Raw genomic sequence first — 24,828 nt, forward strand, 5'->3', positions numbered from 1 at the left:
GCATAACGCGTGACCGAATTCTTCCAATCTATCGGCATGAGCTATGAATGGGCGTGGTTTGTTGCCACGGTCAGCGGCATTTTGCTGATCGCGTTTCCGGTGATGCTCGCCGTTGCGATGGTCATTTATGTCGACCGCAAGGTACTCGGCGCAGTCATGCTGCGGCGTGGGCCGAATGTTGTGGGTCCGTTCGGACTGCTGCAAAGCTTCGCCGATGGCCTCAAGGTCTTCCTGCAAGAAACGATCATCCCCAGCGCCGCGAACAAAGGCATTTTCCTGCTTGCGCCGATTGTGACATTCACCGTCGCGCTGCTCGCCTGGGCGGTGATCCCGTTTGATGCGGGCGTCGTGCTCTCCGATATCAATGTCGGGCTGCTCTACGTGCTCGCGATCAGTTCGCTGGGTGTCTACGGCATCGTTATGGCGGGCTGGGCGAGTAACTCGAAATACCCGTTCTTCTCCGCGATGCGCGCTGCCGCGCAGATGATCTCTTACGAGGTCTCGATCGGTTTCATTCTGGTGTGCGTCGTGCTGTGGGCGGGGACGTTTAACCTGACTGAGATTGTCGAGTCGCAGCGTGGTCACGGTCTGGGCGTGGTCAACGGATACTTCTTCAACCTGCTGCTTTTCCCGATGTGGGTGATGTTCTTCATCTCGTGTCTGGCAGAGACGCAGCGCGCGCCGTTTGATCTGACGGAGGCCGAATCCGAACTCGTTGCCGGATATCAGACCGAATACAGCTCGATGGCGTTCGCGCTGTTCTGGCTCGGAGAGTACGCCAACATCCTGCTGATGTGCACGCTCAACACGATCCTTTTCTTTGGCGGATGGCTGCCTCCTGTTGATTGGGCGCCACTTTATGCTGTGCCCGGCATTATTTGGTTCCTGCTGAAGACGTTCTTCTTCTTCTTCCTGTTCAGCTGGATCTGGGCGACTGTGCCACGTTATCGGTATGACCAGTTGATGCGGCTTGGCTGGAAAGTGTTCCTGCCGCTAAGTCTCCTGTTTGTTCTGCTCATATCGGGCTATCTTATGCTCACGAGGTATGCACCGCTATGACCTCCGTTTCCCAACTCATCAAATCCTTCACCCTGTGGGAATTCCTCAAGGCGCACGCGTTGACCTTGAAGTATCTGTTCAAGCCGAAGGTGACGCTCAACTATCCGTTTGAGAAGAACGCGCTCAGCCCGCGTTTTCGCGGTGAGCATGCCTTGCGCCGTTATCCAAATGGCGAAGAACGGTGCATCGCGTGTAAGCTGTGCGAAGCGGTTTGCCCTGCGCAGGCGATCACCATTGAGAGTGAGCCGCGCGAAGATGGCTCGCGCCGCACGACCCGCTATGACATCGACATGACCAAGTGCATCTATTGCGGGTTCTGCCAAGAGGCATGCCCGGTCGATGCGGTCGTCGAGGGGCCAAACTTCGAATATTCCACCGAAACACGCGAGGAGCTGCTCTACGACAAGGCGAAATTGCTGGCGAACGGGGACAAGTGGGAGCGTGCAATTGCCGCAAACCTTGAAGCCGACGCGCCCTATCGCTAGGCGGCGCGCAGTCCTGGACGGGGTTCAATGATTCAGACGATAGCCTTTTACCTTTTTGCGGCCATGTTGATCGCATCCGCTGTGCTGGTGATTACCGCGCGGAACCCGGTGCACAGCGTGCTGTGGTTGATCCTGGCTGTTCTTTAACGCGGCGGGCCTGATGGTGCTGGTCGGCGCGGAGTTTATCGCGATGCTTCTCGTCATCGTTTATGTAGGTGCGGTCGCGGTGCTGTTCCTGTTCGTGGTCATGATGCTCGATATTGATACCGCCGCGATGCGTGCTGGCTTTGTGCGGAACTTTCCGCTTGGCCTGGTGGTCGCATTCATTCTGCTCGCTGAGCTTGTGCTGGGTATAGGGGCCTATCAGTCGGGCGCGCTTGAATTGGGCACACCATCGCCGACCACAGCTCCGCTGCCGGATGCGGGCAATATCGAGAGCCTCGGCGCATTGCTTTACACGGATTACATCTTCCTGTTTGAGATCGCGGGCATCATTTTGCTCGTCGCTATGATCGGCGCGATTGTGCTGACACATCGCCCAAGCAAATCGACGCGCGGGCATCAAAATATCAGCAAGCAGGTTGCGCGCCGTCCGGAGGATGCAACCGTTATGAAAGATCCGAAGGTCGGCGAGGGGGTCGAGCTATGATCGGCGTCGAACATTACGTCATCGTCAGCGCGATCCTGTTCGTGCTCGGTGTGCTGGGCATCTTCATCAATCGCAAGAATGTGATCGTCATTTTGATGTCGGTTGAGCTGATCCTACTTGCAGTAAATCTGCAATTGGTGGGTTTCAGCGCATTTCTAAACGATCTGGTGGGTCAGGTGTTTGCTATGTTCGTGCTGACAGTTGCCGCTGCCGAGGCGGCGATCGGCCTCGCCATTCTGGTCATTTATTTCCGCGGACGCGGGACGATTGCCGTCGACGACGTCAATCAGATGAAGGGATAATGTAAGCGGTGCAGACCTCCATTCTCCTCATCGTGTTCCTGCCCTTGCTCGCGGCGATCGTCGCGGGGCTAGGCAATCGCGCACTCGGTAACACTGTTTCAAAGTCGATCACCACGGGTGCACTATTTGCCTCGTGTGCGCTTAGCTGGCCGATCTTTATTGGCTTTCTGACCGGCAGCGCTGAAGCAGGCGTGGTGCCGGTTCTGAAATGGGTTGAAAGCGGCGCGCTGACATTTGATTGGACGCTGCGGGTCGATGCACTCACTGCCGTGATGCTGGTGGTGATCACCAGCGTTTCCGCACTCGTGCACCTCTATAGCTGGGGCTATATGGAGGAAGATCCGGATCAGCCGCGCTTCTTCGCCTATCTCAGCCTCTTCACATTCGCCATGCTGATGCTGGTGACAGCAGACAACCTCGTCCAGATGTTCTTCGGTTGGGAAGGGGTCGGTCTCGCCTCTTACCTGCTGATTGGGTTCTGGTTTAAGAAGCCAAGCGCCAACAAAGCGGCGATCAAAGCCTTTGTGGTCAACCGCGTGGGTGACCTTGGCTATATGCTAGGCATTTTTGGTACGTTCCTGGTGTTCGGAACGGTGTCTATCACCGAGATACTGGACGCTGCGCCTGCCATGAGCGGTGCGACCATCGGTTTCCTCGGATACCGCGTCTACACGATGGATGTGTTGTGCATCCTGTTGTTTATCGGCGCGATGGGTAAATCAGCCCAGCTCGGCCTGCACACATGGCTTCCCGATGCGATGGAGGGGCCGACACCCGTGTCTGCACTGATCCATGCCGCGACCATGGTTACCGCTGGTGTATTCATGGTCTGCCGTCTGTCACCGATGTTTGAGGCCGCACCAACGGCGCTCGCGCTGGTGACATTTATCGGAGCCGCGACATGTATTTTCGCCGCAACCATTGGCACGACACAGTGGGATATCAAGCGCGTCATTGCGTATTCCACCTGCTCGCAGCTCGGTTATATGTTCTTTGCAGCGGGCGTCGGCGCTTATGGCGCGGCAATGTTCCACCTGTTCACACACGCGTTCTTCAAGGCACTCTTGTTCCTCGGCGCGGGTAGCGTAATCCATGCCATGCATCATGAGCAGGATATGCGCTATTACGGCGGTCTGCGTAAGAAAATCCCGCTGACCTTCTGGGCGATGATGGCAGGCACCCTCGCAATTACTGGTGTAGGTGTTTACTGGCTTGGAGCTGGTTTTGCTGGTTTCCACTCGAAAGATGCAATCCTCGAAGCAGCGTTTGCACGCGGCACCGAACTATCCATGTTTGCATTCTGGATGGGCGCGTTCGCGGCGCTGCTGACCAGCTTCTATAGCTGGCGTCTGATGTTCCTCACCTTCTGGGGCAAGCCGCGCTGGATTGAGAGCGAGCATATCCAGCACAGCGTTCATAAGACACCCGAAGAAGCTGGCGAGGACACAACCGGCGGGTATCACCCACATGAGAGTCCGATGACCATGCTCATCCCGCTGGGTGTGCTCACCGTAGGCGCAATCTTCGCAGGCTTCGTCTTCAAATATCCGTTTATCGACGGGTCAAGCGAGGCGGTGAACGGCGCGTTCTGGGGCAACTCCATCTATTTCAACGAAAATTTGATCCACGCGCTGCACGCTGTGCCACTCTGGGTGAAGCTAACCGCGACGGTCGTGATGCTCGCTGGGCTTTTCTTCGCATGGCTTGCGTATATCAAGGATACATCTCTGCCCGGCAAAACGGTGGAGCAGCTCGGTCCGATCCATAAATTTGTCTACAACAAATGGTATTTCGACGAGCTCTATAAATACCTCTTCATCAAGCCAGCATTCTGGCTTGGCCGCCAATTCTGGAAGATCGGCGATGTTGGGATCATTGATCGCTTTGGCCCCAACGGTGCCGCATGGGTCGTCTCGCAGGGAAGCGCACTCGCGAAGCGGGTGCAGACCGGATATGTTTACAGCTACGCGCTGGTGATGTTGCTGGGCCTGGTGGCCGCCGTCACCTGGGTTCTGTTTTAAGGGGAGTGTGAACCAGTGAGCTTCCCAATTCTCTCGATCATGCTGCTTGTGCCCTTTGCAGCGGCAGCGATTTGCCTGTTCCTTCATGCGAGGGCGGCGCGCAGCACGGCGTTGATCGCAACATTGATCAACCTCGCGCTCGGCATCGTTCTCTGGATCGGTTATGAAGTCGGCGGGCCACAATGGCAGTTCACAGAGCGCGCCGACCTATTCGCAGGGTTCAGCTACGCGCTGGGCATTGATGGCATCGCGCTGATGCTGATCATGCTCAGTGTGTTCCTGATGCCGATTTGCATCCTTGCCAGCTGGGACAGCATCAACAAGCGGGTGGGCGAATACATGGCCGCTTTCCTGCTGATGGAAGTATTGATGATCGGCGTGTTCGCCGCGCAGGATTTGTTCCTGTTCTACATCTTCTTCGAGGCAGGCCTTATCCCGATGTATCTGATCATCGGCGTGTGGGGCGGCGATAACCGAATATACGCGAGCTATAAGTTCTTCCTCTACACGCTGCTCGGCTCCGTGCTGATGCTGATCGCGATGCTGTGGATGGTCAACGAGGCTGGCACGACCGACATCCCGACACTGATGCAATTCGACTTCGCCCCCGAGGCACAGACTTGGCTATGGCTGGCCTTCTTCGCCAGTTTTGCGGTGAAAATGCCCATGTGGCCTGTCCACACCTGGCTGCCCGATGCGCACGTTCAGGCGCCCACGGCGGGCTCGGTCATTCTCGCTGGCGTTCTACTGAAGCTGGGCGGCTACGGGTTTATCCGTTTCAGCCTGCCGATGTTCCCAGAGGCTAGTCACCAATTCATTTGGTTGATCTTTGGCCTATCGATGGTCGCGGTTATCTACACCTCGCTTGTTGCGTTGGTTCAGCACGACATGAAGAAGCTGATTGCCTATTCCTCGGTTGCCCACATGGCGATTGTGACCGCAGGCTTGTTTGCATTCAACGTGCAGGGCCTTGAGGGCGCGATGATCGTCATGCTCAGCCACGGATTGGTATCGGGCGCGCTGTTCCTGTGCGTTGGCGTTATATACGATCGACTGCATACGCGCGAGATTGACCGTTATGGCGGGCTGAGCATTAACATGCCCAAATATGCGATCTTCTTCCTGCTGTTCACAATGGCGAGCATTGGCTTGCCCGGTACGAGCGGGTTCGTCGCCGAATTCCTCAGTCTTGCCGGGGTCTATCAGGTGTCGACAACCGTCACGCTATTCCTGACAACCGGGATCATTCTCGGCGCAGGATATATGCTCTACCTCTATTGGCGAATTGCCTTTGGCGAACAGAAGAATGCCGACGCGGCGGCCATGACGGACCTCACCGCGCGCGAATGGATCATGCTGGGCCCAATCGCAGCGGTCGTGTTGTGGATGGGCGTGTATCCAGAGAGCTTCCTGGCGCCGATGCGCGAGGACATCAAAGCGCTTGATGTGCGACTTGCACGCGCAGCGCCTGAAGGAGACTCCCAGCTGAAAATCAACGCGCCCAGAGAGCAGTCTGCGAACTTCATCGCCGAAGGTGAGCATGGGGAGGGAGCGCACTGATGGCTATCCTCTCTTCATTGTACTTTGTCGCTGTTGAAATCGGCCTGTCAGTCGCCGGTCTGATCCTGCTGCTCGTAACGGCGTTTGGCGGCAAGAAGGCCGCGCGCGCAGTCACAATTGCTGCAGTGGTCGCGCTGTTTGGCGGTGTATTCTTCACCTTCGATCTGCTGACCAATCCAGCCTTTGAACTTGGCGCGGATGCATTTGGCGGCCTCTATCGCATGGATGCCTTTGGCAGCTTTGCGAAGATCCTGATCTATATCGCGACTATCGCATGCCTGATCGTGACGCCCCCATATTTTGAAAGCCGTGGTGCCTATCGCGGTGAGTACGCGGTGCTGATGCTCTTCGGTGCGGTGGGCATGGGCATGATGGTATCGGCTGTCGATCTGATGACGCTTTACATCGGCATCGAGCTTTCGAGCCTTGCATCCTATGTGCTTGCCAGTTTTGCGCGCAATGACGCCAAATCAAGCGAGGCGGGCCTCAAATATTTCATTCTTGGCGCTCTTGCCTCAGGCATCATCCTCTACGGAATGAGCTTGGTCTACGGCTTTGCCGGAACGACGAACTATTTCGAAATTCGCCAGGCATTCGGCGCTGAGTTCTCTACCGGCGTATTGTTCGGTGTGGTGTTCGTACTCGCCGGTCTCGCCTTCAAAGTAGCCGCGGTGCCGTTCCATATGTGGACACCCGACGTTTATGAGGGCGCACCGACACCGGTCACCACATTCTTTGCCAGCGCTCCCAAGGTTGCTGCGGTGGCGATGCTTGTGCGGATCGCTCTTGATCCGTTCGGTGATAATCCAGAGGTTTGGCAGCAGATCGTTATCTTTGCCGCTCTCGCATCAATTGTTGTTGGCGCACTCGGCGCCATTGGACAGCAAAGCCTAAAGCGCTTGCTTGCCTACAGCTCCATCAACAACGTTGGATTTATTCTGGTCGGTCTTGCGGCGGCAACAGAGGCCGGGGCCAGTGCGGTCCTTGTGTATCTCGATATTTACGTAGCAATGACTATCGGTGCGTTTGTCGCCTTGCTCATGCTGCGCGATGCGGATGGAAACCAGTTCGACACATTCGATGACATTGCCGGGCTTGCGACCAAAAACCCCGCGCTCGCATGGTGTCTGCTCGCTATCATGTTCAGCCTAGCTGGAATCCCGCCATTGTTCGGGTTCTGGGGCAAGTTCGTCGTCTTTCAGGCTGCTGTTGAAGCGGACATGATCACACTCGCCGCGATTGGCATCGCCGCCAGCGTCATCGGGGCGTTCTACTACCTCAAATTCATCAAAGTGATGTTCTTTGACGAAGCTAGCGATGCCGTTGTCGCGCCTGCGCCGGCAAGTCACTGGGTCGTACTCGGCCTGTGCACTGCGTTTATCTCGCCACTAGGGTATTTCGCGACGATCTGGCTCGGCGGACTGGCCGACAAGGCAGCCTCTGCGCTGTTCTATATCATTTGATTGAAACTGTCCCTGAAACCGGATCAACGAACACAGACTTGATCGCTCGTCTTCGTGATGGGGCTACGATCACAGAGGGTTACTGGCTGCGTACTGAGAGGCAGACCGGCGGACGTGGCCGATTGGGCCGGACATGGGATAGCCAGGCTGGCAATCTCATGTGCAGTACGGTTGCAAACCTGCGATCAAATGACCCATCGCCCGCATCACTCTCGCTCGTTACTGGCCTTGCCGTTTATGATGCGGTGGAACGGTGTCTCCAGCCCGATACACCCATGCTGCTCAAATGGCCCAATGACGTATTGGTCGACGACGCCAAGGTTGCTGGCATCCTGTTGGAGCGCCATGCTGATAGCGTTGTCGTTGGCGTTGGGATAAATGTAGCATCTGCACCTGATTTGCCAGATCGCAAAACCATCTCACTGGGTGAGGCGAACGGCAAGTTCGCCAATGGTCCAGAATCCGTGCTGACAATACTCGCGGAGGCGTTTCAAACGCGTCTCAAGAATTGGCGAGAAAGGCCATTGTCGAAAACGTTCCTTGAGTGGACGATCCGCAGCCACCGTTACAATGAGCACATCCGGGTCACGTCGTCGGATGGTAAAGTGACACATGCCCGTTATCGCGGTATCGACGCCGAAGGGGCGTTACGAATACTGCCAATAGGCGAAGTTGAAACAAGCGTGCATGCCGGTGACGTAACGCTGAATTGGCATGATAAGGAGTAATCTTCATGCTGCTTGCAGCTGACGTAGGAAACACCAATGTCGTTTTCGCCGTGTTCGAAGGACGCGAGATCAAGGCGCGTTGGCGCATTGCAACCGATCCCAGGCGAACAGGGGATGAGTATGCCGTCTGGTTACTGCAGCTGTTGCAAATCGAAGGTATCGCCCGCGAGGACATAACTCAGATTATCTTTGCCAGTGTCGTTCCACGCGCCGATCATAATCTTACGGTTTTATCCCAAAAGTATTTCGGAATTACGCCTCTTACCGCGGGCAAGGCGGCTGCGGCCTGGCCATTCGAGATCGATGTCGATCAGCCATCTTCGCTTGGCGCGGACCGTGCGCTGAACATTCTTGCGGCGCATGAGAAATATGGCGGCGATCTGATCGTGGTTGATTTTGGAACAGCCACAAAATTTGAGGCAGTCGATTTCAACGGTACTTACAAGGGTGGGATTATCGCGCCGGGCATCAACCTCTCGCTCGATGCATTGGTGGGCAAAACTGCCAAATTACCGCGTATCGCTATCCGTGCCCCAGAAAGCAGTAGCGTCATTGGGCGAAATACCGAGGATCAAATGTTAATCGGCATCTTTTGGGCGCATGTCGCGATGATGGAAGGGCTGATCGAACGGATGCGGGCCGAGGTAGGACGACCAGCCAAAGTGATCGCGACCGGGGGCTTAGCAATTCTGTTTGACGAAAAGACGGGCATTTTTGATCACGTGGATGCAGACCTCACAATCGAAGGCCTGGCCATTCTGGCGGAGCATGCGAGCAAGTGAAGCATGATTTTACTCCGGAAAAAGAACTGCTGTTTCTGGCCCTTGGTGGGTCAGGCGAAATAGGCATGAACGTCAACCTGTATGGCTGTGATGGCCGCTGGTTGATGGTCGATTTGGGCATGACCTTCTCGGGCAATGAATATCCAGGTGTCGATCTGGTGTTTGCGGACCTCGAGTTCATCGAAGAACGTGCAGACAAGCTGGACGGTATTGTGCTCACACATGCGCATGAGGACCACATCGGCGCCTTGCCATACTTTGCTGGTGAACTGGACGTGCCGCTATATGCGACACCTTTCACCGCTGAGCTGATCCGGCGCAAGCTACAGGAAGCGGGCCTGCTAGATCAGATCGAGTTGCATGTGATCGAAGATGACCACGGTTCTTTCGACGTCGGACCATTCACGATCGAATACATTCCGCTTGCTCACTCTATCGCAGAAGGCAACGCGCTCGTGATCGACACGCCTTATGGCCGCGTCTTCCATACCGGTGACTGGAAGCTCGACGAAGACCCAATTATCGGCGAGCCAACTACCGAAGAAGAGCTGCGTGCGATTGGTGATGATGGTGTCCTGGCGCTGGTGTGTGACAGTACGAATGTCTTCAATCCGGAACCGAGCGGTTCGGAAGGCGCCGTATATAGAGGCTTACTTGAGGAGGTGGCAAAACACTCTGGCAAGCGCGTCCTTGTCACGACCTTCGCCAGCAACGTAGCTCGTTTGCAAACGCTGGGTAATGTGGCGCGCGAAAATGGTCGGCAGCTATGCGTCGCTGGACGTTCGCTTGATCGCATAATCGAGGTCGCGCAGGATAATGGCTATCTGGAGGATTTCCCGAAGCCGGTTGATTTTGACACAGCAATGCGGCTGCCACGCGGCGAGGTTCTGATCCTTGCAACCGGCGGGCAGGGTGAGCCACGCGCCGCTCTATCTCGAATAGCAGAGGACAATCACCCGCTTTCGCTGAGTTCTGGTGACGTGGTTCTGTTTTCCAGTCGAAATATTCCAGGCAATGAAATCGCCATTGGTGCGGTCCAAAACCGTCTATCGGAACGCGGCATTGTGATGGTTACCGATCGTCAAAGTCTGATCCACGTTTCCGGTCACCCCGGCAGGCCTGAACTTGAGGCGCTATACGAATGGATACGTCCTGAGGTGCTGATCCCCGTGCACGGCGAAATGCGTCATATGCAGGAGCAGGGCAGGCTGGGCCTTGCGAGTGGTATTCCCAGCGCTGTTGTTCAAAAAAATGGTGAAGTTGTTCGCTTGGCACCCGATGCTCCCAGCAAAGTCGGTGCGATCGAGGCCGGACGTTTGGTGCTCGATGGTGACATCATCGTTCCAGCGGATGGCGAGGCGATTACCATGCGCCGCCGTCTTGCGCGCGAAGGGTTAGTGATCGTGGCGCTCGACAATGATCTCAACCCGCAGATCGACAGCGTAGGCCTTCCTCTTGATGAGGACTATGAGGAGTTTGTTGAGGAGGCAGAAGACGACATCCGTAACGCTATCGGTACGATTAAAGGGGCAAGCGGCGCGCGATCCCGCCGAAGTCCACGAAGCCGCAAGGCTTGCAGTTCGCCGCGCAGCCACCAGATGGTCAGGCAAGCGTCCGCAGACGCGGATACTGTTGCCGAAAGTACGCTCGAAAGACTAGGCCGTCATGCATTGGACCTCCATCCTTGCGATCTACATCCTGTTCTGGGTGATGTGCGCCTTCATCCTACTACCGTTTGGTGTGAGGACGCACGAAGAAGCCGGTGTTGAAAAAGTGCCGGGCCAGGCTGATAGCGCACCGGTCAATTTCCGACCTTGGCGAGTGGCGGGCAGGGCAACGATCCTTTCTGTGTTGTGCACGGCACTATATGCGGCCAACTATGTGTACGGGTGGGTCACGCCGGACGACATCAATATCTTCGGAACACCCCCTACGATCGCAGAGCAAGTCGAGGCGGCGAACTAAGGCTTACTGCCTCAAGCGCTCCAGTGACTGTGCAAGTGCGACATAGAGCTTGCCCATGTCCGAGCCCAGCAGTGTCACACTAACGGCATTACCATCCCGCGTTGACAACAACGTGCGAAGCATCGCTTCAAAGTCGTGAATGTAGCGGCTGACATGTTCTCTGAAGTCGCTGTCTGAATCGTATAGCTCGGCAATTTCGCGAGCCTCTGTGCTGTCCATCAGATGCACGGCGCGCCGGGTGAAGATACCACGGTCACCGCGCAAGTAAGACGCCCAGGCCGTGTCCGTGACCTCAGTAGAAAGTGCCTTGCCAATATCGATCGCATTCGAGTTGAGGCTTTCTGTGATCAAAGCAACCCTGCGTGAGAAGTCGCTATCCACCTGCTCCTCGGCGCGTTCCCGCGCTTGGGCAACTCTCGCTTCGATATTCGCCACCAACTCGTTGACCTTGCTGAGTTGAGAATGAAGTTGCTCCGCCGCAGCGCGCGACGCGCTCGTCGCCTTTGCCGAGGCGACATCAAGGTCAGCGATGATGGTGGTAGACCGCTCGCCGAGAGCGCTTTCAATTGCATCGGCACTTTGCTCAGAGACCTGCGCAGCGATCTTGCGGATAGTGGCACTTTGTTCGGTCTCAATGGCCGCTACCGCTTTCTGGCTGCTTTCCTCAAGTTCCCGCAATGCGTGGCGAAGTTCACCCTGCGCACGCTCGGCCATCGCATCGGCGTCGACGCCAAACTCGGCAAGTTTCGAATACAATTCATCGAGGGCGCCCGCTTGCTCATTTAATCCGCCACCAATCTTGGCGATTGCCGTTTCGATGTCAGCAGTTGCCTTCGCGCTACGCTCTGTGGCGTTGCTCACTTGCATGGCAAGCGCATCCCCAACGGATTGCGCGCTTTCCAATTGGGTGGTGAGGGCAACGGTGCGTTCTTCAACGCCACGAAGGCTCGCTTCAAATCCGTCAACCGCCGTCGGAAGTTCATCCATACTGTGCTTGGCGCTTGCCTGAATCAATTCAAGCAACCGTACGCTCGCATCGGTCAGCTCGGCCACGGCTTGGTTTGTTTGGGCAAGCTCCGCGCCGCTCTGTTCCAAAATCCCAGCGAACTTTTCAGCCCCGGTGGTCAGAGCGGTTTCAGCAGAAGCGCTCTGAGCAACAAGCCGCTCGACAGTCTCATCGGCTTGAGTGACTGCGTTAACAAATGCATCACCTTTCGCAATCAAGCCTTCGAATTCTTCCGATTGCTGACTGCGTCGTTCGCTTACCGCGCTATCGAATTTGGCGAGCCGCTCTTCAAGGCGGGCCAATGCCGCTTCTTCTTCAGTGTCGAAATCGGCTCGCCGCTTTGCAGTTTGAGCAAAGAACATTCCACTCCGTTCCGCCATGCGGGTATCGAGCACCTCGGCCTCTTTCGCCAGATCACGCAATTTCGCCTTTGATGCATCGAGCGCCTTGGCATCAATTTCTGCCACTTGAGAGATGACAGACTGCAGGCGATCCCGCATTTCATCCACCTGCCCATTCCACGCGGTGATAGCAGCCTCTTCACCTTCGCGAACATGCGCGCTGGCCTCGTCGGCCTGCCGCTTGAGCATGAACGCGCTTTCTTTCAGCGTCGCCACCGTCTGTTCATGCGTCGCTTGCTGAGTTTCTTCGATATCGGCAAGCTCTTTGCGCATCGCCTCCGCGCGCCCTCGAATGCCAGCAAGCGCGACAACTTCGCGATTGTCCAGCTCTGTTCGGAATTCCTCGCTTTGCCCCCGCAGAGCATCGAAACGGGCGTTAGCCACATGTTCAATATCGCTGAGCTGAGCCTTGAGCGTCGCGAGCGTTTCATCGATATTCTCACTCAACGCCTGAACCTGGCGTTCGCTCGCCTGACCAAACTCATTCAGCCTCTCAAAGCCGGACACCAGCTCTCCAAGGTGAGTATGCGCAGCGCGGTCGGCATTGCCGATCTGGTTGGTCACATCTTTCGCAGAGTTCGCAATTACGGGCAGATCATCTCGCAATTTTGACATATTGTCGGTTGCCGTTGCGCTTGCTCCTGCAATGGCGTCGATCTGAGTACCATTTACCGTAATGAGCGCCTGCAATTTGTCGGCATGCTCCGAAATTCGCTCGCTTGCTGTACGCCCCAAAAACTCAAGATCTTGCGATTGCGAGCCAAGAAACTCGCGCGCCAAACTCAACTCACGATTCACAGTCGTCAATCGCTGTTCAAGAAGCGCAGATTCGTCTGACAGTAACCTTGCTGCATCACCAAACCGGCTAGCCTCACGAGACGAATTTCGCATCACCAAGAGCCAGATTGCGACTACCAGCAGGACTGGTGTGGACCAGTTAACGATCAGGCCAACTGCCGTTTGCGGGGTGATCCCACCAGCGATCTGCGCGCTGTTTGCCCAACCAAAAAAGGCGGACCAAACCAGAATTATGCCGATCGCAACCGTAGGCAAAACCCATGCGAAAGAATGTTTTGCGCCTTCTTCCTCGAAGAACTCAAACGCCTCTTCATCGAAGACTTCGTCAGTCAGCAGCAAATCCTCTTCAGCAGAAGTGTCGCCGTCAGTGACAGTTTCAATCTCAGCATCCGATCCCGAATTGTGATCGTCCACAGCGCGAATATATTTTCCCGTACCCATTTGCCGATTCTACCACGATATGCGCTCGGTTAAAGTCATTTTAACGCTTAGGCATCACCACGTGTCGCATGACGTTAGAATCTGGACAATTTGATGCCGCTCTTACCGCTGCGGCGGGCGATGATCCTGCGCTGCAACTTGAGCTGCGTAACGCATTTCTCGAAAGCGCACTTAAGCAGCTGGATTTGCTTCGTCGTTCGCGTTGCGATGCCAACTGGGAACTCGCCGCAATACGCCTTAAAGGCCTGTCGGCGAGCTTTCATGCAGAGCGTCTTCAGGAACTCTCCGAAGAAGCGCTGACCTCCGCGCCGGGTGAACCAACGGTTATGCGCGCAATCAGCGAACACCTTACCGAAATCGGGGGAAAGCAGGCCGCCTAAAAAGGGTTTGCCGTTTGGCATCATTACCAAACCTCACTAGTCTCGTCCGACAGCACTCAGGCGAGAGACATCAATTTGCGAATTGCCCTGCTATCCGCTTTGGCAGAAAACCCGGATTTCAAGGGTGAACGGCTCGCATTCCGGCGTTTCGTCGGCAAAAGCGTGCTCGCACATCAAGTCAATCTGGCGCTGGCACTTCAGTGCGAAAAGATTCTCTGTCTAACCTCAGGCCTCTCTCAAGAAATCATTTCTTGTCAGCATCTTGCAGAGCAGAACGGTGCGCGGTTTGTGACCATTGACAGCAGCCGCCGACTACCCAGCATAGTCACGGCAGATAGCGACGTAATTGTCCTTGTTGACGGCTTGTTAGCGGATCCTGACGTGATCATTGCTGGTTTAGAAGCCAATGCACGTGTTTTGACACTGCCCGCTGAACTAGGTGTGGTCAGTGGTTTTGAACGCATCGACCAAGAGCGTGCCTGGGCAGGTGCAATGCGGGTGCGCGGTTCGCTTGTCGATCGTTTGGCCGATTTGCCGGACGACACAAATCCATCCTCTGCGCTGCTGCGTATTGCGCTGCAATCCGGCGTGAAAACGTCGGAGCTTGATCCGCAAATCATGCGCGAGGGGCGGTGGTCGCTTCACGAATCCCACTCAGCGCGCGAGACCAGGGAAAAGTCCTGGCTTGCCAGTCGTGTTTCGCCAGCACCTTACAGTGCGCCGGGTTTAGCCATTGCGGAACGTATCGGGATGCGACTGGCGAGGGATTTGCTCGGCGGAACACTGCAGCGGCTTCCCTGGATTAGCGCAGCAGGCTTCGGAATAATCGCCGCCGCTTTGGGGGCTTTTGGGCATCCATTGGCGGGACTGAGCGTCGCATTGGCGATGGTTTTTGCAATTGCTCTGGCAAGCGTGTTTGAACGCCTCACCCAAAACCAGACTGCAATTGCAAAGACGCTGACTATTTCCCAAGTCCTGGCGTTTGTAGCGGATGTTATGATCGCCAGTCTGATAGCCCTTTCAACGCCGGACGAAATTGGCTGGACCCGGGTGTTCATCCCCTTCGCGATGATTGCTGTCTTGCTATTGGGTGAACGCACAGGGCCAACCCGCTGGAGGGCAACGTTTGGCGATCGGATTGTCCTTATTGCGATAGTGCTTCCGGCCTGCGTTTTGGGGTATCCTCAAGAGGTTAGCGCTGCGCTGATCGCAGTCGGGCTGGGCGCGCTGTACTTTCTCCATCAGAGCGACGACGGACGACCCGATCCGGTCGACGATAAACCTGCAAAAAGCTAACTGCTGATTAACCATGACCTGCTACGCAAATCGGCATGATGCTGACCGAGACTATGGCTGAGACAGAGTGGCCCGAAAGCGATGCGCTGAGCGATGCGCTGGAGCGGAATGCTGCCTTGCGCCGCAAGCTGGGCCCAATCCTCGGTCTGCTGCTTACGACACCAGACCAGACCCTGTTCAGTGACGCCGTCATTGCGCGGGTTCGCGGAATGCTGCTGCATATTGCGAAGCACGTCTTGCGTATTCAGGCAGAAGCGACCGGCACCAAGGGTGCTGAGCAATTTGCCGTTCAAGGCGGCGATGGCTTGGCCGCCAGCCTTGCAGAGCGGCAACGGTTGATAACGCATTGCCATGCGCTCGCAATTGAGACGCTGACTACCCAGCGGCTGCAGGAACTTTACGCTTTGGATCCGGTACTTAGCCCACTGATACAAGAATTTATCGAAAGTGAAGAATCTGATTTGTCGAGCGCTGCGATGGGGGCGCTCGCAGCGCAGGCTCGCTTCACACAGCAGCAAAGACGGATGGAACTCCCTCTTAACGAGCTTCCGGCAGACCTGTTTCATGATGTCATCGAAACCTGGCGCTCATGCAGCAACACCGTTCATACTGATGGCCTCGACCGCGCCGAAAGCAAACTGCGCAGCGAGTATGACGAAGCGGGAACACGTATCGCTCTGTTAGAGCGGGTTGCAAATGCCGGTGGCGACAACATTGAGCGGGCAGTTGATATCGATCACGCGGGAGTTGCACTGTTCCTTACAAGCCTTGCCGCACATTCTCGTGTGACGCGCCAGCAGGCCACCTTGGCCACCGACGCGGGCCAGGTCGCGCATCTGCTTATCGCCTTGCGCAGCGCGGGCCTGAAAATCGAAGCGTGCGAACAGATTGCCCTGCGTATCAACCCTGATGCGGACTTGCCCGATGGTTTTCAGCAAATCGGCGTGCGAGAAGCGCAGCAAATGCTGCCCGTTTCTGATACTAGGCAGGGTGGTTGAGCGTGGGAACGGTTGGCACGCACTATCTCGCAAAGGCACGCGTCGATGGCGACGGGCGGTTGGTGAGTGCCGATGATCCTCTGCTGAATTTGCAGCGTCAGTGCGGTGGAACGCTCGGCGGGCCGCTTGCGGTACCCGAACTGCGCGCCCTTGCACGCAAATGCCAGAAGATGGGGTTGAGGCTCGCAAGACGATTTGAAGCAATTGGTGACGGTGAACGTGTTTCGGGCTGGGTAGAGATTGAACCGCTGGTCAATGCCGAGCGCGCCATCGCAGGCTGCGAACTCGGCTTTGTTAATTGGCAAAGCGAAGCAATCAGTGACGAGGAAACCGCTGAAGCGCTTACCTTGAAAGCAGAGATCAATCGCACCTTGTCAGAGGCGGTTATCAGGCTCGACGCCCAACAGAACGTTATTTCCGCCGAGTGCGATGCAAGCGACCTGTCTGATTTACAAAATGGATTGATGCAGGCCGTGGGTAAACCATGGACCGATTATGTTGAGCTGCAGGGTAATACCCATCAACAACCGATGCATTGGCGATTGCTTGATGGGGCGAGTATAACGATCAAGGGATCATCGCGGGCCTGGTCTGCGCATCTGGAACCACTGGGCCATCCCGAACCGGGCAGCGCTGGCTTTGTATTGCACCTCATTTCAGATACTCTGGAGTCGGGGACTGTCGATACTGACGGTCGTACAGAGGATGCCGATGCTCCGTCTCTTGGTCGGGATTTGGCGCCCGCCTTGCGCCAACCCATCAATCGCATCATTGCCAACGCCGAAACAATCCGGACGAAGCTCGCCGGGCCGCTTGGGGAGGAATATGCCGATTACGCGGCAGATATAGCCAGCGCCGGCCAGCATTTGCTGGGCTTGTTGGACGATCTGTCAGACCTCGAGGTCGTGGAGTCAGACGACTTCGTCACCGCACCAGACCGGATCGACCTAGCCGATGTCGCAAGGCAGGCATGTGGCATCTTGGGCGTTCGGGCGAGAGAGAAGGGGATTACCCTCGTTCCACCCGTCAAAGGTGAGTCTCAGCTGGCGATCGCCGAATTTCGCAGGGTCCTGCAAATCCTGCTCAATCTGATCAACAATGCGATCCGGTATTCGCCAGAGGGAAGCCAGGTCTGGATCCGTCTTGATGAGATCGGCAACAGTGCGATGCTGACCGTTGCAGACCAGGGGCATGGGATCGATGAAGATCAACAGGCCAAGGTCTTCGAAAAGTTCGAACGTCTGGGGCGTAGCGGTGATGGAGGGTCCGGCCTTGGCCTCTATATCTCGCGACGCATAGCGAGGGCAATGGATGGCGATTTGACCGTAGAGAGTGCCAAGGGGCAGGGCGCGCGTTTCACCCTGTCAGTGCCTATTGCGAAGGAGCTGCGGGATCGCCCACGATCAGCCGCTCCCGATGCACCAGCGGCAGATTCGTAGGCTCGGATAATGGTAGACTCGGATAAAGAAAGGGACGCCGAAGCGCCCCCTCAAAACTCGTTATGAAAAGCGCCTTAACGCTGGCCGATTGGTACGTAGTCCCGTTCTGTCGGGCCAGTGTAAAGCTGGCGCGGACGGCCGATGACCTGACCTGGATCTGAGATCATTTCATTCCACTGCGCGACCCAGCCAACTGTCCGTGCCAGCGCGAACAGCGCCGTGAACATGGTGGTGGGGAAGCCGATCGATGACAGGATAATACCCGAATAGAAATCAACGTTCGGGAACAGCTTCTTCTCACGGAAGTAATCGTCATTCAGAGCGATTTCTTCGAGTTGAAGCGCTGTTTCAAAGACAGGATCGTTGACGTTCAATGCGTCAAACACTTCGCGCAGCGTCTTTTGCATGACTGTCGCGCGCGGATCGTAGTTTTTATACACCCGGTGACCAAAGCCCATCAGGCGGAACGGATCATTTTTGTCCTTCGCCCGCTCAATATAGTGCGGGATGCGATCCGGAGAGCCGATCTCTTGTAGCATATTGAGCGCTGCTTCGTTTGCACCGCCATGCGCCGGCCCCCACAGGCAGGCAATGCCCGCAGCGATACAGGCAAATGGATTTGCGCCAGATGATCCCGCCAAGCGGACCGTTGATGTGGAGGCGTTCTGCTCGTGATCCGCATGCAAAATGAAAATGCGATCCATCGCTTTCTCAATGGCAGGGTGCAGTTCGTATTCCTCGGCAGGTACGCCGAAGGTCATGCGCAGGAAGTTACCTGTGTAGCTCAGGTCGTTTTTGGGCTGCATCATCGGCTGACCGATGGAGTATTTATACGCCATTGCAGCAATGGTTGGCATCTTTGCGATAAGGCGGTGAGAACTGATCTTGCGGTGCTCAGGGTCCGAAATATCGGTGCTATCATGATAAAACGCCGAGAGGGCGCCAACTACACCGCACATAATCGCCATCGGGTGCGCGTCACGGCGAAATCCCTGATAGAATTGGCGCAGCTGATCATGCAGCATGGTGTGTCGTGTGATGGTATAGGTAAATTCGTCCAGTTCATCCTGGCTCGGCAGTTCACCATTCAGCAGCAGGTGAGACACTTCCATAAAGGAAGAATGCTCAGCCAGCTGGCCGATGGGATAGCCGCGGTGAAGCAAGACGCCTTCATTGCCGTCAATATAGGTCAGGGCGCTTTCGCAGGAAGCGGTGGATTTGTAGCCCGGATCAAACGTGAACGCCCCGGTTTGGCCGTACAGTTTGCGGATATCGATGACATCCGGTCCCGTGCTGCCCTTAAGCACCGGAAATCCAGTCGTCCCGCCATTCAAATCCAGTTTTGCTTCCGTATCGGCCATTGCCGTCTCCTTAGTCCCGTCAGCCGTGCTCTATGAGGCTGCTTGCGCTTCGATCCGCGCCAGCGCCTCCTCCTTCCCCAACAGGACGAGCACATCGAAAATTCCAGGGGAGGTAGTGCTCCCCGTTAAAGCTGCGCGCATTGGTTGCGCCAGCTTGCCAAGGCCCAATTCGAGCCGTTCAGCAAGTGCTTTCGTACTGGCTTCAAGAGCTTCGATTGTCCAGTCATTTTCCGCGCGCAATTGATCAAGCACCAATGCAAGTCGCTCACGGCCTTCATCGTCGAGCAGCTTTGCCGCCTTTTCGGTCATGGATAGGGGACGTTTCGCAAACAAAAAAGCCGCACCTTCAGCAAGTTCCAGCGTGGTCTTCGCACGCGCTTTCAGCACCGGCATGGCCTGAGTGAGGAGGCCCTCATCAGCGCCGTCCCCGCACATTGGCGCGATCAATGCCGCCAAGCGCGCATCGTCAGCTTCACGAATATAATGCGCATTCATATTGTGCAGCTTCTTAATGTCGAAGCGCGAGGCGCTTTTGCCAACACCGTCCAGCGTGAATAGCTCGGTTGCCTCTGCCGCTGTGAACTCTTCGCGATCACCATGCCCCCAACCAAGCCGCAACAGGTAGTTGAAGAGAGCTTCTGGCAGAACACCTTCTTCATCTCGGTACGCTTCAACACCGACGGCGCCATGCCGTTTGGACAGTTTTGCGCCGTCCGCTCCATGGATCAGAGGAACATGCGCATAGATCGGTTCAGGCCACCCGCCTTCTATCGAATCCATCGCGTGAATGATTGGCAATTGGCGAAATGCATTGTTGAGATGATCATCGCCCCGAATGATGTGCGTGCACCCCATATCATGGTCATCAACGACCACTGCGAGCATGTAGGTCGGCGTACCGTCTGCACGCAGGAGAACGTAGTCATCGATCTCCTCGTTTTTAACGGTCACCGCGCCCTGTACCGCGTCCTGAATTGTGGTCTCGCCGTCTTGTGGCGTCTTCAATCGCACAACATAGGGCGCACCTTCTGGTGCCTCAGAAGGATCGCGGTCACGCCAGCGACCGTCATATCGCAGCGGCTGCTTGTTTGCGCGCTGCTCAGCACGCATTGTTTCCAGCTCTTCCGGTGACGCGAAACACTTGTAAGCGTGGCCATTCTCAAGCAGCGCAAGCGCAACCTCGCGGTGGCGATCCGCGCGCTGTGACTGGAACACTGGCTCGTCATCATATTCCAGCCCCAACCAGTCAAGTCCCTCAATGATCTTGTCGATCGCCTCCTGAGTTGAGCGCTTCTTGTCGGTGTCCTCAATGCGCAGCAACGCCTTGCCACCATGATGACGGGCAAACAGCCAGTTAAACAACGCAGTTCGTGCGCCGCCAATATGCAGAAATCCGGTTGGCGAAGGGGCGAAGCGCGTAACAACGGTGCCAGTAGTTTGCGCAGTATCGCTTGCCATATGTGCTGTGTTCCTTTCAAAGGGAGCTGTGGCGACAGAGGGGCCGCCTTTAATCCCGCTCTCAGATGCGGATACGCCCGCAATTTCTGCGGTCAAGCGGCCTTGGCTTACGCGTTTTGACTTGTCCAGCATTGCCGATGTGATCGAACACTTTTTGGCGCAGGCAGGATTTGACCGGGCACCTTGGCTCGTCGTCAGCTTTGCATTTGGAATAGCGTCGTGGTTTGCGCTCAATTCACCTTGGCAGTGGATCGCATTTATCGGCGGTTGCATGCTGCTGGCGATTGCCGGTTTTTCTGCGCTTAGGGGCAACGCGAGCCAATCCAGTATCATGGTCGCACTGATAGGTCTGAGCTTATCCTCCGCAGCGGGTATGACAACGATCTGGGCGCGTTCCGAATTGGTCGGGCAACCTGCCATCGAGTACCCAAGAGTTGAACAGTTGAGTGCCCGGATTCTCAAACGCGAGGAGCAACCTGCTGACAATCGAGTACGCTTGACCCTGGCGACCCGCATCGCAGAGGAGGGGCGGGCGATAAAAGTACGGGTCAATGTCCCAATTGAACGCGACCTCGCCGGTACGGAAGAAGGGGCGACAGTGCGATTGCGCGCGCGCCTGATGCCACCAGCTCCGCCAATATTGCCCGGTGCTTATGACTTTGCGCGGCGCGCGTGGTTCGATGGGTTGGCGGCAACCGGAACACTGATCGGCGATATTGAGTTGGTGGAGCCTGCTGAACAGAACAGCTTGATAGCATCCGCGCAAAGAAGCCTTTCCAGTCATGTGCGCGGGCAGGTCGATGGAGCGCCGGGCACCATCGCAGCAGCCTTCGCAAGCGGCGACCGGGGCGCGATCTCGGAGGCCGATGAAGCTGCCATGCGCGATGCAGGGCTTACGCATCTTCTGTCGATTAGCGGTCTGCATGTGAGCGCTGTCATCGCCGCAGCATACTTTGTGGCGATGCGCCTGCTTGCTTTGTGGCCAGCGCTGACTTTGCGAGTCAGATTGCCGTTGCTGGCTGCTGGCATCGCCGCTCTTGCTGGCATCGCCTATACTCTGCTGACGGGTGCACAGGTGCCAACCGTCAGGAGCTGCGTCGGCGCGGTATTGGTCTTGATTGCGCTCGCTCTGGGACGTGAACCCTTGTCGATGCGTATGGTCGCGGTGGCGGCTATGGTTGTCCTGCTGTTGTGGCCGGAAAGCCTCGTCGGCCCGAGCTTTCAAATGAGCTTTGCAGCCGTGATAGCTATTGTGGCTTTGCATGGCTCAGCGCCGGTGCGGGCCTTTCTGGCGCCGCGCGATGAGAGCGCGGTGTCGTGGATGTCGCGGCGCATCCTGATGCTGTTCATAACCGGCCTGATCATCGAAATCGCGTTGATGCCGATCGTCCTGTTCCACTTTCACCGTGCAGGGCTCTACGGCGCGGTCGCAAATGTCTTTGCAATCCCCCTCGTTACCTTCGTGTCGATGCCACTGATCGCGATTGCCCTTATCCTGGATCACGTCGGGTTAGGGGCACCCGCATGGTGGTTGGTTGAACAGTCGCTCGATCTATTGCTGGCTATAGCGCACTTCACTTCCGGCCAGCCTGGCGCGGTGAAGCTGCTACCGGAAATCGGCATCAGCACGCTGATGATATTCGTTGTTGGCGGTCTCTGGCTCGCCTTGTGGCAGGGCAGGGCGCGGCTGCTCGGCCTCATTCTTTTTGCGATTGGGGGGCTGGCGGTCATTGCAACCCCCACGCCAGATATCCTGATCACACGCGATGGTAGACATGTTGCGGTAACAGGTGAAGCTGAATCGCTGCTTGTATTGCGGGAGGGGCGTAGCTCCTACGCGCGGGACAATTTGCTCGAACTGGCTGGGGCCGAAGGAGACGTCTTGCCAATCGAGAGCTGGGAGGGTGCACAATGCAGCCCTGAATTTTGCCTGATAACCTTATACCGCGGGGCGCGCGACTGGACCGTCCTGATGGCGCGTAATCAGGAATTGGTGGAAGAACGGCAATTGGCCGCTGCTTGCGAGGCGAGTGATATCGTCGTGGCTGATCGTTTCCTGCCACGGTCGTGCAGTCCGCGATGGCTGAAGGCCGACCGCAGATTTCTAGACAAAAATGGTGGGTTGTCGCTCTTTCTCAGCAAGAGCAGCTATCGCGCCGTTGCCGACGGTCAGGGCAGTCATGGGTGGTGGCGCGGCGCTCCTCGCTAAATCAAATCCACACCACCAACCCTAACAGGCGAACCGCTTAGTGATAGCGCCTTAAAAGGCCGGCCAGTTTGCCCTGAACCTGAACTTGACTGGGGGCATACACCTGGGGTTCGTACGCGGCATTAGCTGGATCAAGACAGATATTGCCATCCTGCTTGCGCAGATATTTGAGCGTTGCTTCCTCATTCTCAACGAGAGCGACCACAATCTCGCCATCGCGCGCTGCATCTGTTCGGCGGATCAAAGCGAAATCACCATCGAAGATACCGGCCTCAACCATAGAGTCGCCTGATACCTCCAGCGCATAATGTTCACCCGGGCCCAGCAATGCTGCTGGAACAGGTAAGCTCGACTGGCCTTCGATAGCCTCAATAGGCGCGCCAGCAGCAATTCGGCCATGCAACGGAATCTCCATCACATCATTGGCGGGATCCGGAGCACTCACTTTCGCAGGTTGCCCCGCAAGCACGGTGTCATTCGCCGCTTTCGGACGGGTGCTCATCGCTGGCTCACGATCACCCAATACCGCATCTTCTGGAACCTTGATAACTTCCAGGGCCCGCGCACGGTTGGGCAAACGCCGGATAAAGCCGCGTTCCTCAAGTGCGGAAATCAGCCGATGGACACCTGACTTACTCTTGAGATCCAACGCCTCTTTCATCTCTTCGAATGAAGGCGAAATCCCGGTTTCTTCCAATCGTGCCTGAATAAATCGGATCAATTCGTGCTGCTTCGCAGTCAGCATGTCTGTCTACTCCATAGCGCCCACAGGGCCTTTGTCCGTCCAAGATGGCACGTACCAACTGTGAACGAATGCGGAACAATTAGGCAACTATGAGAACAGAGTCAACCGTGCCTCAATCGTTAGAGCAAGTAACATCGCACGCTGTCGCCAGCGCTTGCCGGCGGTGCATTGATCGGGCGATCAATCAGAGCGTCTGCTTGGGAAAGAGCGAGGAGGGCACTGCTATCCCGCTCGTTGATCGGTTCTGCGCGCCCATCCCGCACTCGCGCACGGACAAACTCCTGCCGTCTACCGCTAGGGCCAAGATTAGCGCTGACCGGAATCGGGATCGAGATGGGCAGCGGCGTCACACTGCCTTGCAACGCCTTGATCGCGGGCAGGGCGAAAAGAAAACCCGTTACAAACGTCGATACGGGGTTGCCAGGAAGGCCCAGGATGATCTGCCCACCGCGCGTCGCAACCAACAACGGCTTGCCCGGTCGGATCGCCACTTTCCAGAAATCAAGCTTTGCGCCCAATTGCTCCAGTACCGGTTTTACCAGATCGTGTTCGCCAACCGAAGCACCGCCTGACGTGATCACTAAGTCCGCATGACTTGCTTCTTCGAAAGCCTTTGCAAGTGCATCAAGGTCATCAGGAACAGGCCCGATTTGCATAACCTTCGCGCCTGCTCGCTGGGCCATTGCTGAAATGACCGCACCGTTGGAAGCAGGCAATTGATCATCACCGCAATCTGCAGGGTCAGATACCAACTCATCCCCACACTCGATAATGGCGACTTTGGGCTGCCGAGTGACGGACACCTCAGTCAAACCGCCTGCCCTGATAAGCCCAATTGCCGCTGGCGAAATCGTGGTTCCTTGGCGCAGCAGGATATCGCCGACCGCAAAATCGAAACCCGTCTTACGGATATGTTGGCCGGGCTGCGGTACCTCAGTTGCCGTCAGGTGATCGCCATCCACATGCGCGTTCTCAACTATAAGAACCGCGTTCGCCCCGTCCGGCATATGGGCACCGGTCGACACCCGCGTCGCTTCCCCAAACTGGATTACACCGTCATACGGCGTGCCAGCCTTTGACTCTCCGACAATAGTCCAAGGCCCGTGGCCCGCAACCGCAAACCCATCCATGGCCGATAGGTCGTACCGCAGGTTGCGTGCGACGCGCCCTGATATGTTCAGCCAAAACACGACCATCCGCGTCATCAACCGACATTGCCTCAGCAGGCAAGGTTTGGATCAAACTCAACAGTCGATCCCAGGCTTTCTCAAGAGGTATTAGC

The 24,828-nt window shown here is 56.4% G+C and carries 19 protein-coding genes and 2 pseudogenes; 16 read left to right on the forward strand and 5 right to left on the reverse strand.

What is annotated here, in order from left to right:
- Positions 1-9 precede the first annotated feature (9 nt).
- The 11 genes and pseudogenes from nuoH (at position 10) to ACZ1GM_RS08355 (ending at position 11,014) form a co-directional block, all read left to right on the forward strand.
- Complete coding sequence (gene nuoH / locus ACZ1GM_RS08305) at positions 10-1,059, forward strand: NADH-quinone oxidoreductase subunit NuoH (protein WP_472676047.1); 1,050 nt, start codon at positions 10-12, stop codon at positions 1,057-1,059.
- The gene (gene nuoI, locus ACZ1GM_RS08310) at positions 1,056-1,544 is read left to right on the forward strand and encodes an NADH-quinone oxidoreductase subunit NuoI (protein WP_472676048.1); all 489 of its coding nucleotides are present in this window, start codon (positions 1,056-1,058) and stop codon (positions 1,542-1,544) included. The genes nuoH and nuoI overlap by 4 nt, the downstream gene beginning before the upstream one ends.
- A 27-nt stretch (positions 1,545-1,571) precedes the next feature.
- Positions 1,572-2,193 (forward strand): annotated as a pseudogene (locus ACZ1GM_RS08315) (NADH-quinone oxidoreductase subunit J).
- A complete protein-coding gene (gene nuoK / locus ACZ1GM_RS08320) occupies positions 2,190-2,495 on the forward strand; it encodes an NADH-quinone oxidoreductase subunit NuoK (RefSeq protein ID WP_472676049.1) in 306 nt (101 codons plus the stop codon). Before ACZ1GM_RS08315 ends, nuoK begins: the two are co-directional and overlap by 4 nt.
- An 8-nt stretch (positions 2,496-2,503) precedes the next feature.
- On the forward strand, positions 2,504-4,516 hold the full coding sequence (nuoL, locus tag ACZ1GM_RS08325; RefSeq protein ID WP_472676050.1) for an NADH-quinone oxidoreductase subunit L: 2,013 nt from the start codon (positions 2,504-2,506) through the stop codon (positions 4,514-4,516).
- A gap of 15 nt (positions 4,517-4,531) precedes the next feature.
- Positions 4,532-6,076 (forward strand): NADH-quinone oxidoreductase subunit M, encoded by a 1,545-nt coding sequence (locus ACZ1GM_RS08330; protein ID WP_472676051.1) that lies wholly within the window; start codon positions 4,532-4,534, stop codon positions 6,074-6,076.
- A complete protein-coding gene (gene nuoN, locus ACZ1GM_RS08335; protein ID WP_472676052.1) occupies positions 6,076-7,539 on the forward strand; it encodes an NADH-quinone oxidoreductase subunit NuoN in 1,464 nt (487 codons plus the stop codon). Before ACZ1GM_RS08330 ends, nuoN begins: the two co-directional genes overlap by 1 nt.
- On the forward strand, positions 7,443-8,267 hold the full coding sequence (locus ACZ1GM_RS08340; protein ID WP_472676053.1) for a biotin--[acetyl-CoA-carboxylase] ligase: 825 nt from the start codon (positions 7,443-7,445) through the stop codon (positions 8,265-8,267). The genes nuoN and ACZ1GM_RS08340 overlap by 97 nt, the downstream gene beginning before the upstream one ends.
- A gap of 5 nt (positions 8,268-8,272) precedes the next feature.
- Positions 8,273-9,049, forward strand: a complete 777-nt coding sequence (locus ACZ1GM_RS08345; RefSeq protein WP_472676054.1) for a type III pantothenate kinase — start codon at positions 8,273-8,275, stop codon at positions 9,047-9,049.
- A pseudogene (locus ACZ1GM_RS08350) lies at positions 9,046-10,708 on the forward strand (ribonuclease J). Before ACZ1GM_RS08345 ends, ACZ1GM_RS08350 begins: the two are co-directional and overlap by 4 nt.
- 51 nt (positions 10,709-10,759) lie before the next feature.
- Positions 10,760-11,014, forward strand: a complete 255-nt coding sequence (locus ACZ1GM_RS08355) for a DUF1467 family protein (RefSeq protein ID WP_472678525.1) — start codon at positions 10,760-10,762, stop codon at positions 11,012-11,014.
- A 3-nt stretch (positions 11,015-11,017) separates the two neighbouring features.
- Here the strand turns inward: ACZ1GM_RS08355 and ACZ1GM_RS08360 are convergent, their stop codons facing one another.
- A complete protein-coding gene (locus tag ACZ1GM_RS08360) occupies positions 11,018-13,660 on the reverse strand; it encodes a hypothetical protein (protein ID WP_472676055.1) in 2,643 nt (880 codons plus the stop codon).
- 68 nt (positions 13,661-13,728) lie between these two features.
- Here ACZ1GM_RS08360 and ACZ1GM_RS08365 point away from each other — a divergent pair, with 68 nt between their 5' ends.
- From ACZ1GM_RS08365 to ACZ1GM_RS08380, 4 genes are all read left to right on the forward strand, one after another.
- Positions 13,729-14,040, forward strand: a complete 312-nt coding sequence (locus tag ACZ1GM_RS08365) for an Hpt domain-containing protein (RefSeq protein ID WP_472676056.1) — start codon at positions 13,729-13,731, stop codon at positions 14,038-14,040.
- Positions 14,041-14,115: 75 nt separating this feature from the next.
- Positions 14,116-15,336 (forward strand): hypothetical protein, encoded by a 1,221-nt coding sequence (locus ACZ1GM_RS08370; protein ID WP_472676057.1) that lies wholly within the window; start codon positions 14,116-14,118, stop codon positions 15,334-15,336.
- A gap of 53 nt (positions 15,337-15,389) precedes the next feature.
- Entirely contained in the window at positions 15,390-16,334 is a 945-nt protein-coding gene (locus ACZ1GM_RS08375) for a hypothetical protein (RefSeq protein ID WP_472676058.1), read from the forward strand.
- Between the two features lie 2 nt (positions 16,335-16,336).
- Positions 16,337-17,773, forward strand: coding sequence for a sensor histidine kinase (locus tag ACZ1GM_RS08380; protein WP_472678526.1), 1,437 nt, complete (start codon positions 16,337-16,339; stop codon positions 17,771-17,773).
- Positions 17,774-17,847: 74 nt separating this feature from the next.
- On the opposite strand, the gene ACZ1GM_RS08385 is transcribed toward ACZ1GM_RS08380, so the two are convergent.
- Together ACZ1GM_RS08385 and gltX are read right to left on the reverse strand one after the other, a co-directional pair.
- Entirely contained in the window at positions 17,848-19,134 is a 1,287-nt protein-coding gene (locus tag ACZ1GM_RS08385) for a citrate synthase (RefSeq protein ID WP_472676060.1), read from the reverse strand.
- A 30-nt stretch (positions 19,135-19,164) separates the two neighbouring features.
- Positions 19,165-20,592 carry a glutamate--tRNA ligase gene (gene gltX / locus ACZ1GM_RS08390; protein ID WP_472676061.1) on the reverse strand — a complete coding sequence of 476 codons (1,428 nt, stop codon included), beginning with the start codon at positions 20,590-20,592 and terminating at the stop codon, positions 19,165-19,167.
- A gap of 7 nt (positions 20,593-20,599) precedes the next feature.
- Here gltX and ACZ1GM_RS08395 point away from each other — a divergent pair, with 7 nt between their 5' ends.
- Positions 20,600-22,801: a ComEC/Rec2 family competence protein gene (locus tag ACZ1GM_RS08395; RefSeq protein ID WP_472676062.1), complete on the forward strand. Its 2,202-nt coding sequence runs from the start codon at positions 20,600-20,602 to the stop codon at positions 22,799-22,801.
- Between the two features lie 37 nt (positions 22,802-22,838).
- Here ACZ1GM_RS08395 and lexA read toward each other — a convergent pair whose 3' ends face one another.
- Together lexA and ACZ1GM_RS08405 are read right to left on the reverse strand one after the other, a co-directional pair.
- Positions 22,839-23,546 (reverse strand): transcriptional repressor LexA, encoded by a 708-nt coding sequence (lexA, locus tag ACZ1GM_RS08400; RefSeq protein ID WP_472676063.1) that lies wholly within the window; start codon positions 23,544-23,546, stop codon positions 22,839-22,841.
- 119 nt (positions 23,547-23,665) lie between these two features.
- Positions 23,666-24,751, reverse strand: a complete 1,086-nt coding sequence (locus ACZ1GM_RS08405; protein ID WP_472676064.1) for a molybdopterin molybdotransferase MoeA — start codon at positions 24,749-24,751, stop codon at positions 23,666-23,668.
- Between the last annotated feature and the right edge of the window lie 77 nt (positions 24,752-24,828).

This window comes from Qipengyuania sp. JB2-7 (assembly GCF_055693485.1).

Bases quoted from the DNA above. Each gene is read 5' to 3' on its own strand.
- nuoI (WP_472676048.1), top strand. From the start codon at position 1,056: ATGACCTCCGTTTCCCAACTCATCAAATCCTTCACCCTGTGGGAATTC.
- nuoK (WP_472676049.1), top strand. From the start codon at position 2,190: ATGATCGGCGTCGAACATTACGTCATCGTCAGCGCGATCCTGTTCGTG.
- nuoN (WP_472676052.1), top strand. From the start codon at position 6,076: ATGGCTATCCTCTCTTCATTGTACTTTGTCGCTGTTGAAATCGGCCTG.
- ACZ1GM_RS08345 (WP_472676054.1), top strand. From the start codon at position 8,273: ATGCTGCTTGCAGCTGACGTAGGAAACACCAATGTCGTTTTCGCCGTG.
- ACZ1GM_RS08355 (WP_472678525.1), top strand. From the start codon at position 10,760: ATGTGCGCCTTCATCCTACTACCGTTTGGTGTGAGGACGCACGAAGAA.
- ACZ1GM_RS08360 (WP_472676055.1), bottom strand. From the start codon at position 13,660: ATGGGTACGGGAAAATATATTCGCGCTGTGGACGATCACAATTCGGGA.
- ACZ1GM_RS08365 (WP_472676056.1), top strand. From the start codon at position 13,729: ATGACGTTAGAATCTGGACAATTTGATGCCGCTCTTACCGCTGCGGCG.
- ACZ1GM_RS08375 (WP_472676058.1), top strand. From the start codon at position 15,390: ATGGCTGAGACAGAGTGGCCCGAAAGCGATGCGCTGAGCGATGCGCTG.
- ACZ1GM_RS08385 (WP_472676060.1), bottom strand. From the start codon at position 19,134: ATGGCCGATACGGAAGCAAAACTGGATTTGAATGGCGGGACGACTGGA.
- gltX (WP_472676061.1), bottom strand. From the start codon at position 20,592: ATGGCAAGCGATACTGCGCAAACTACTGGCACCGTTGTTACGCGCTTC.
- lexA (WP_472676063.1), bottom strand. From the start codon at position 23,546: ATGCTGACTGCGAAGCAGCACGAATTGATCCGATTTATTCAGGCACGA.
- ACZ1GM_RS08405 (WP_472676064.1), bottom strand. From the start codon at position 24,751: ATGACGCGGATGGTCGTGTTTTGGCTGAACATATCAGGGCGCGTCGCA.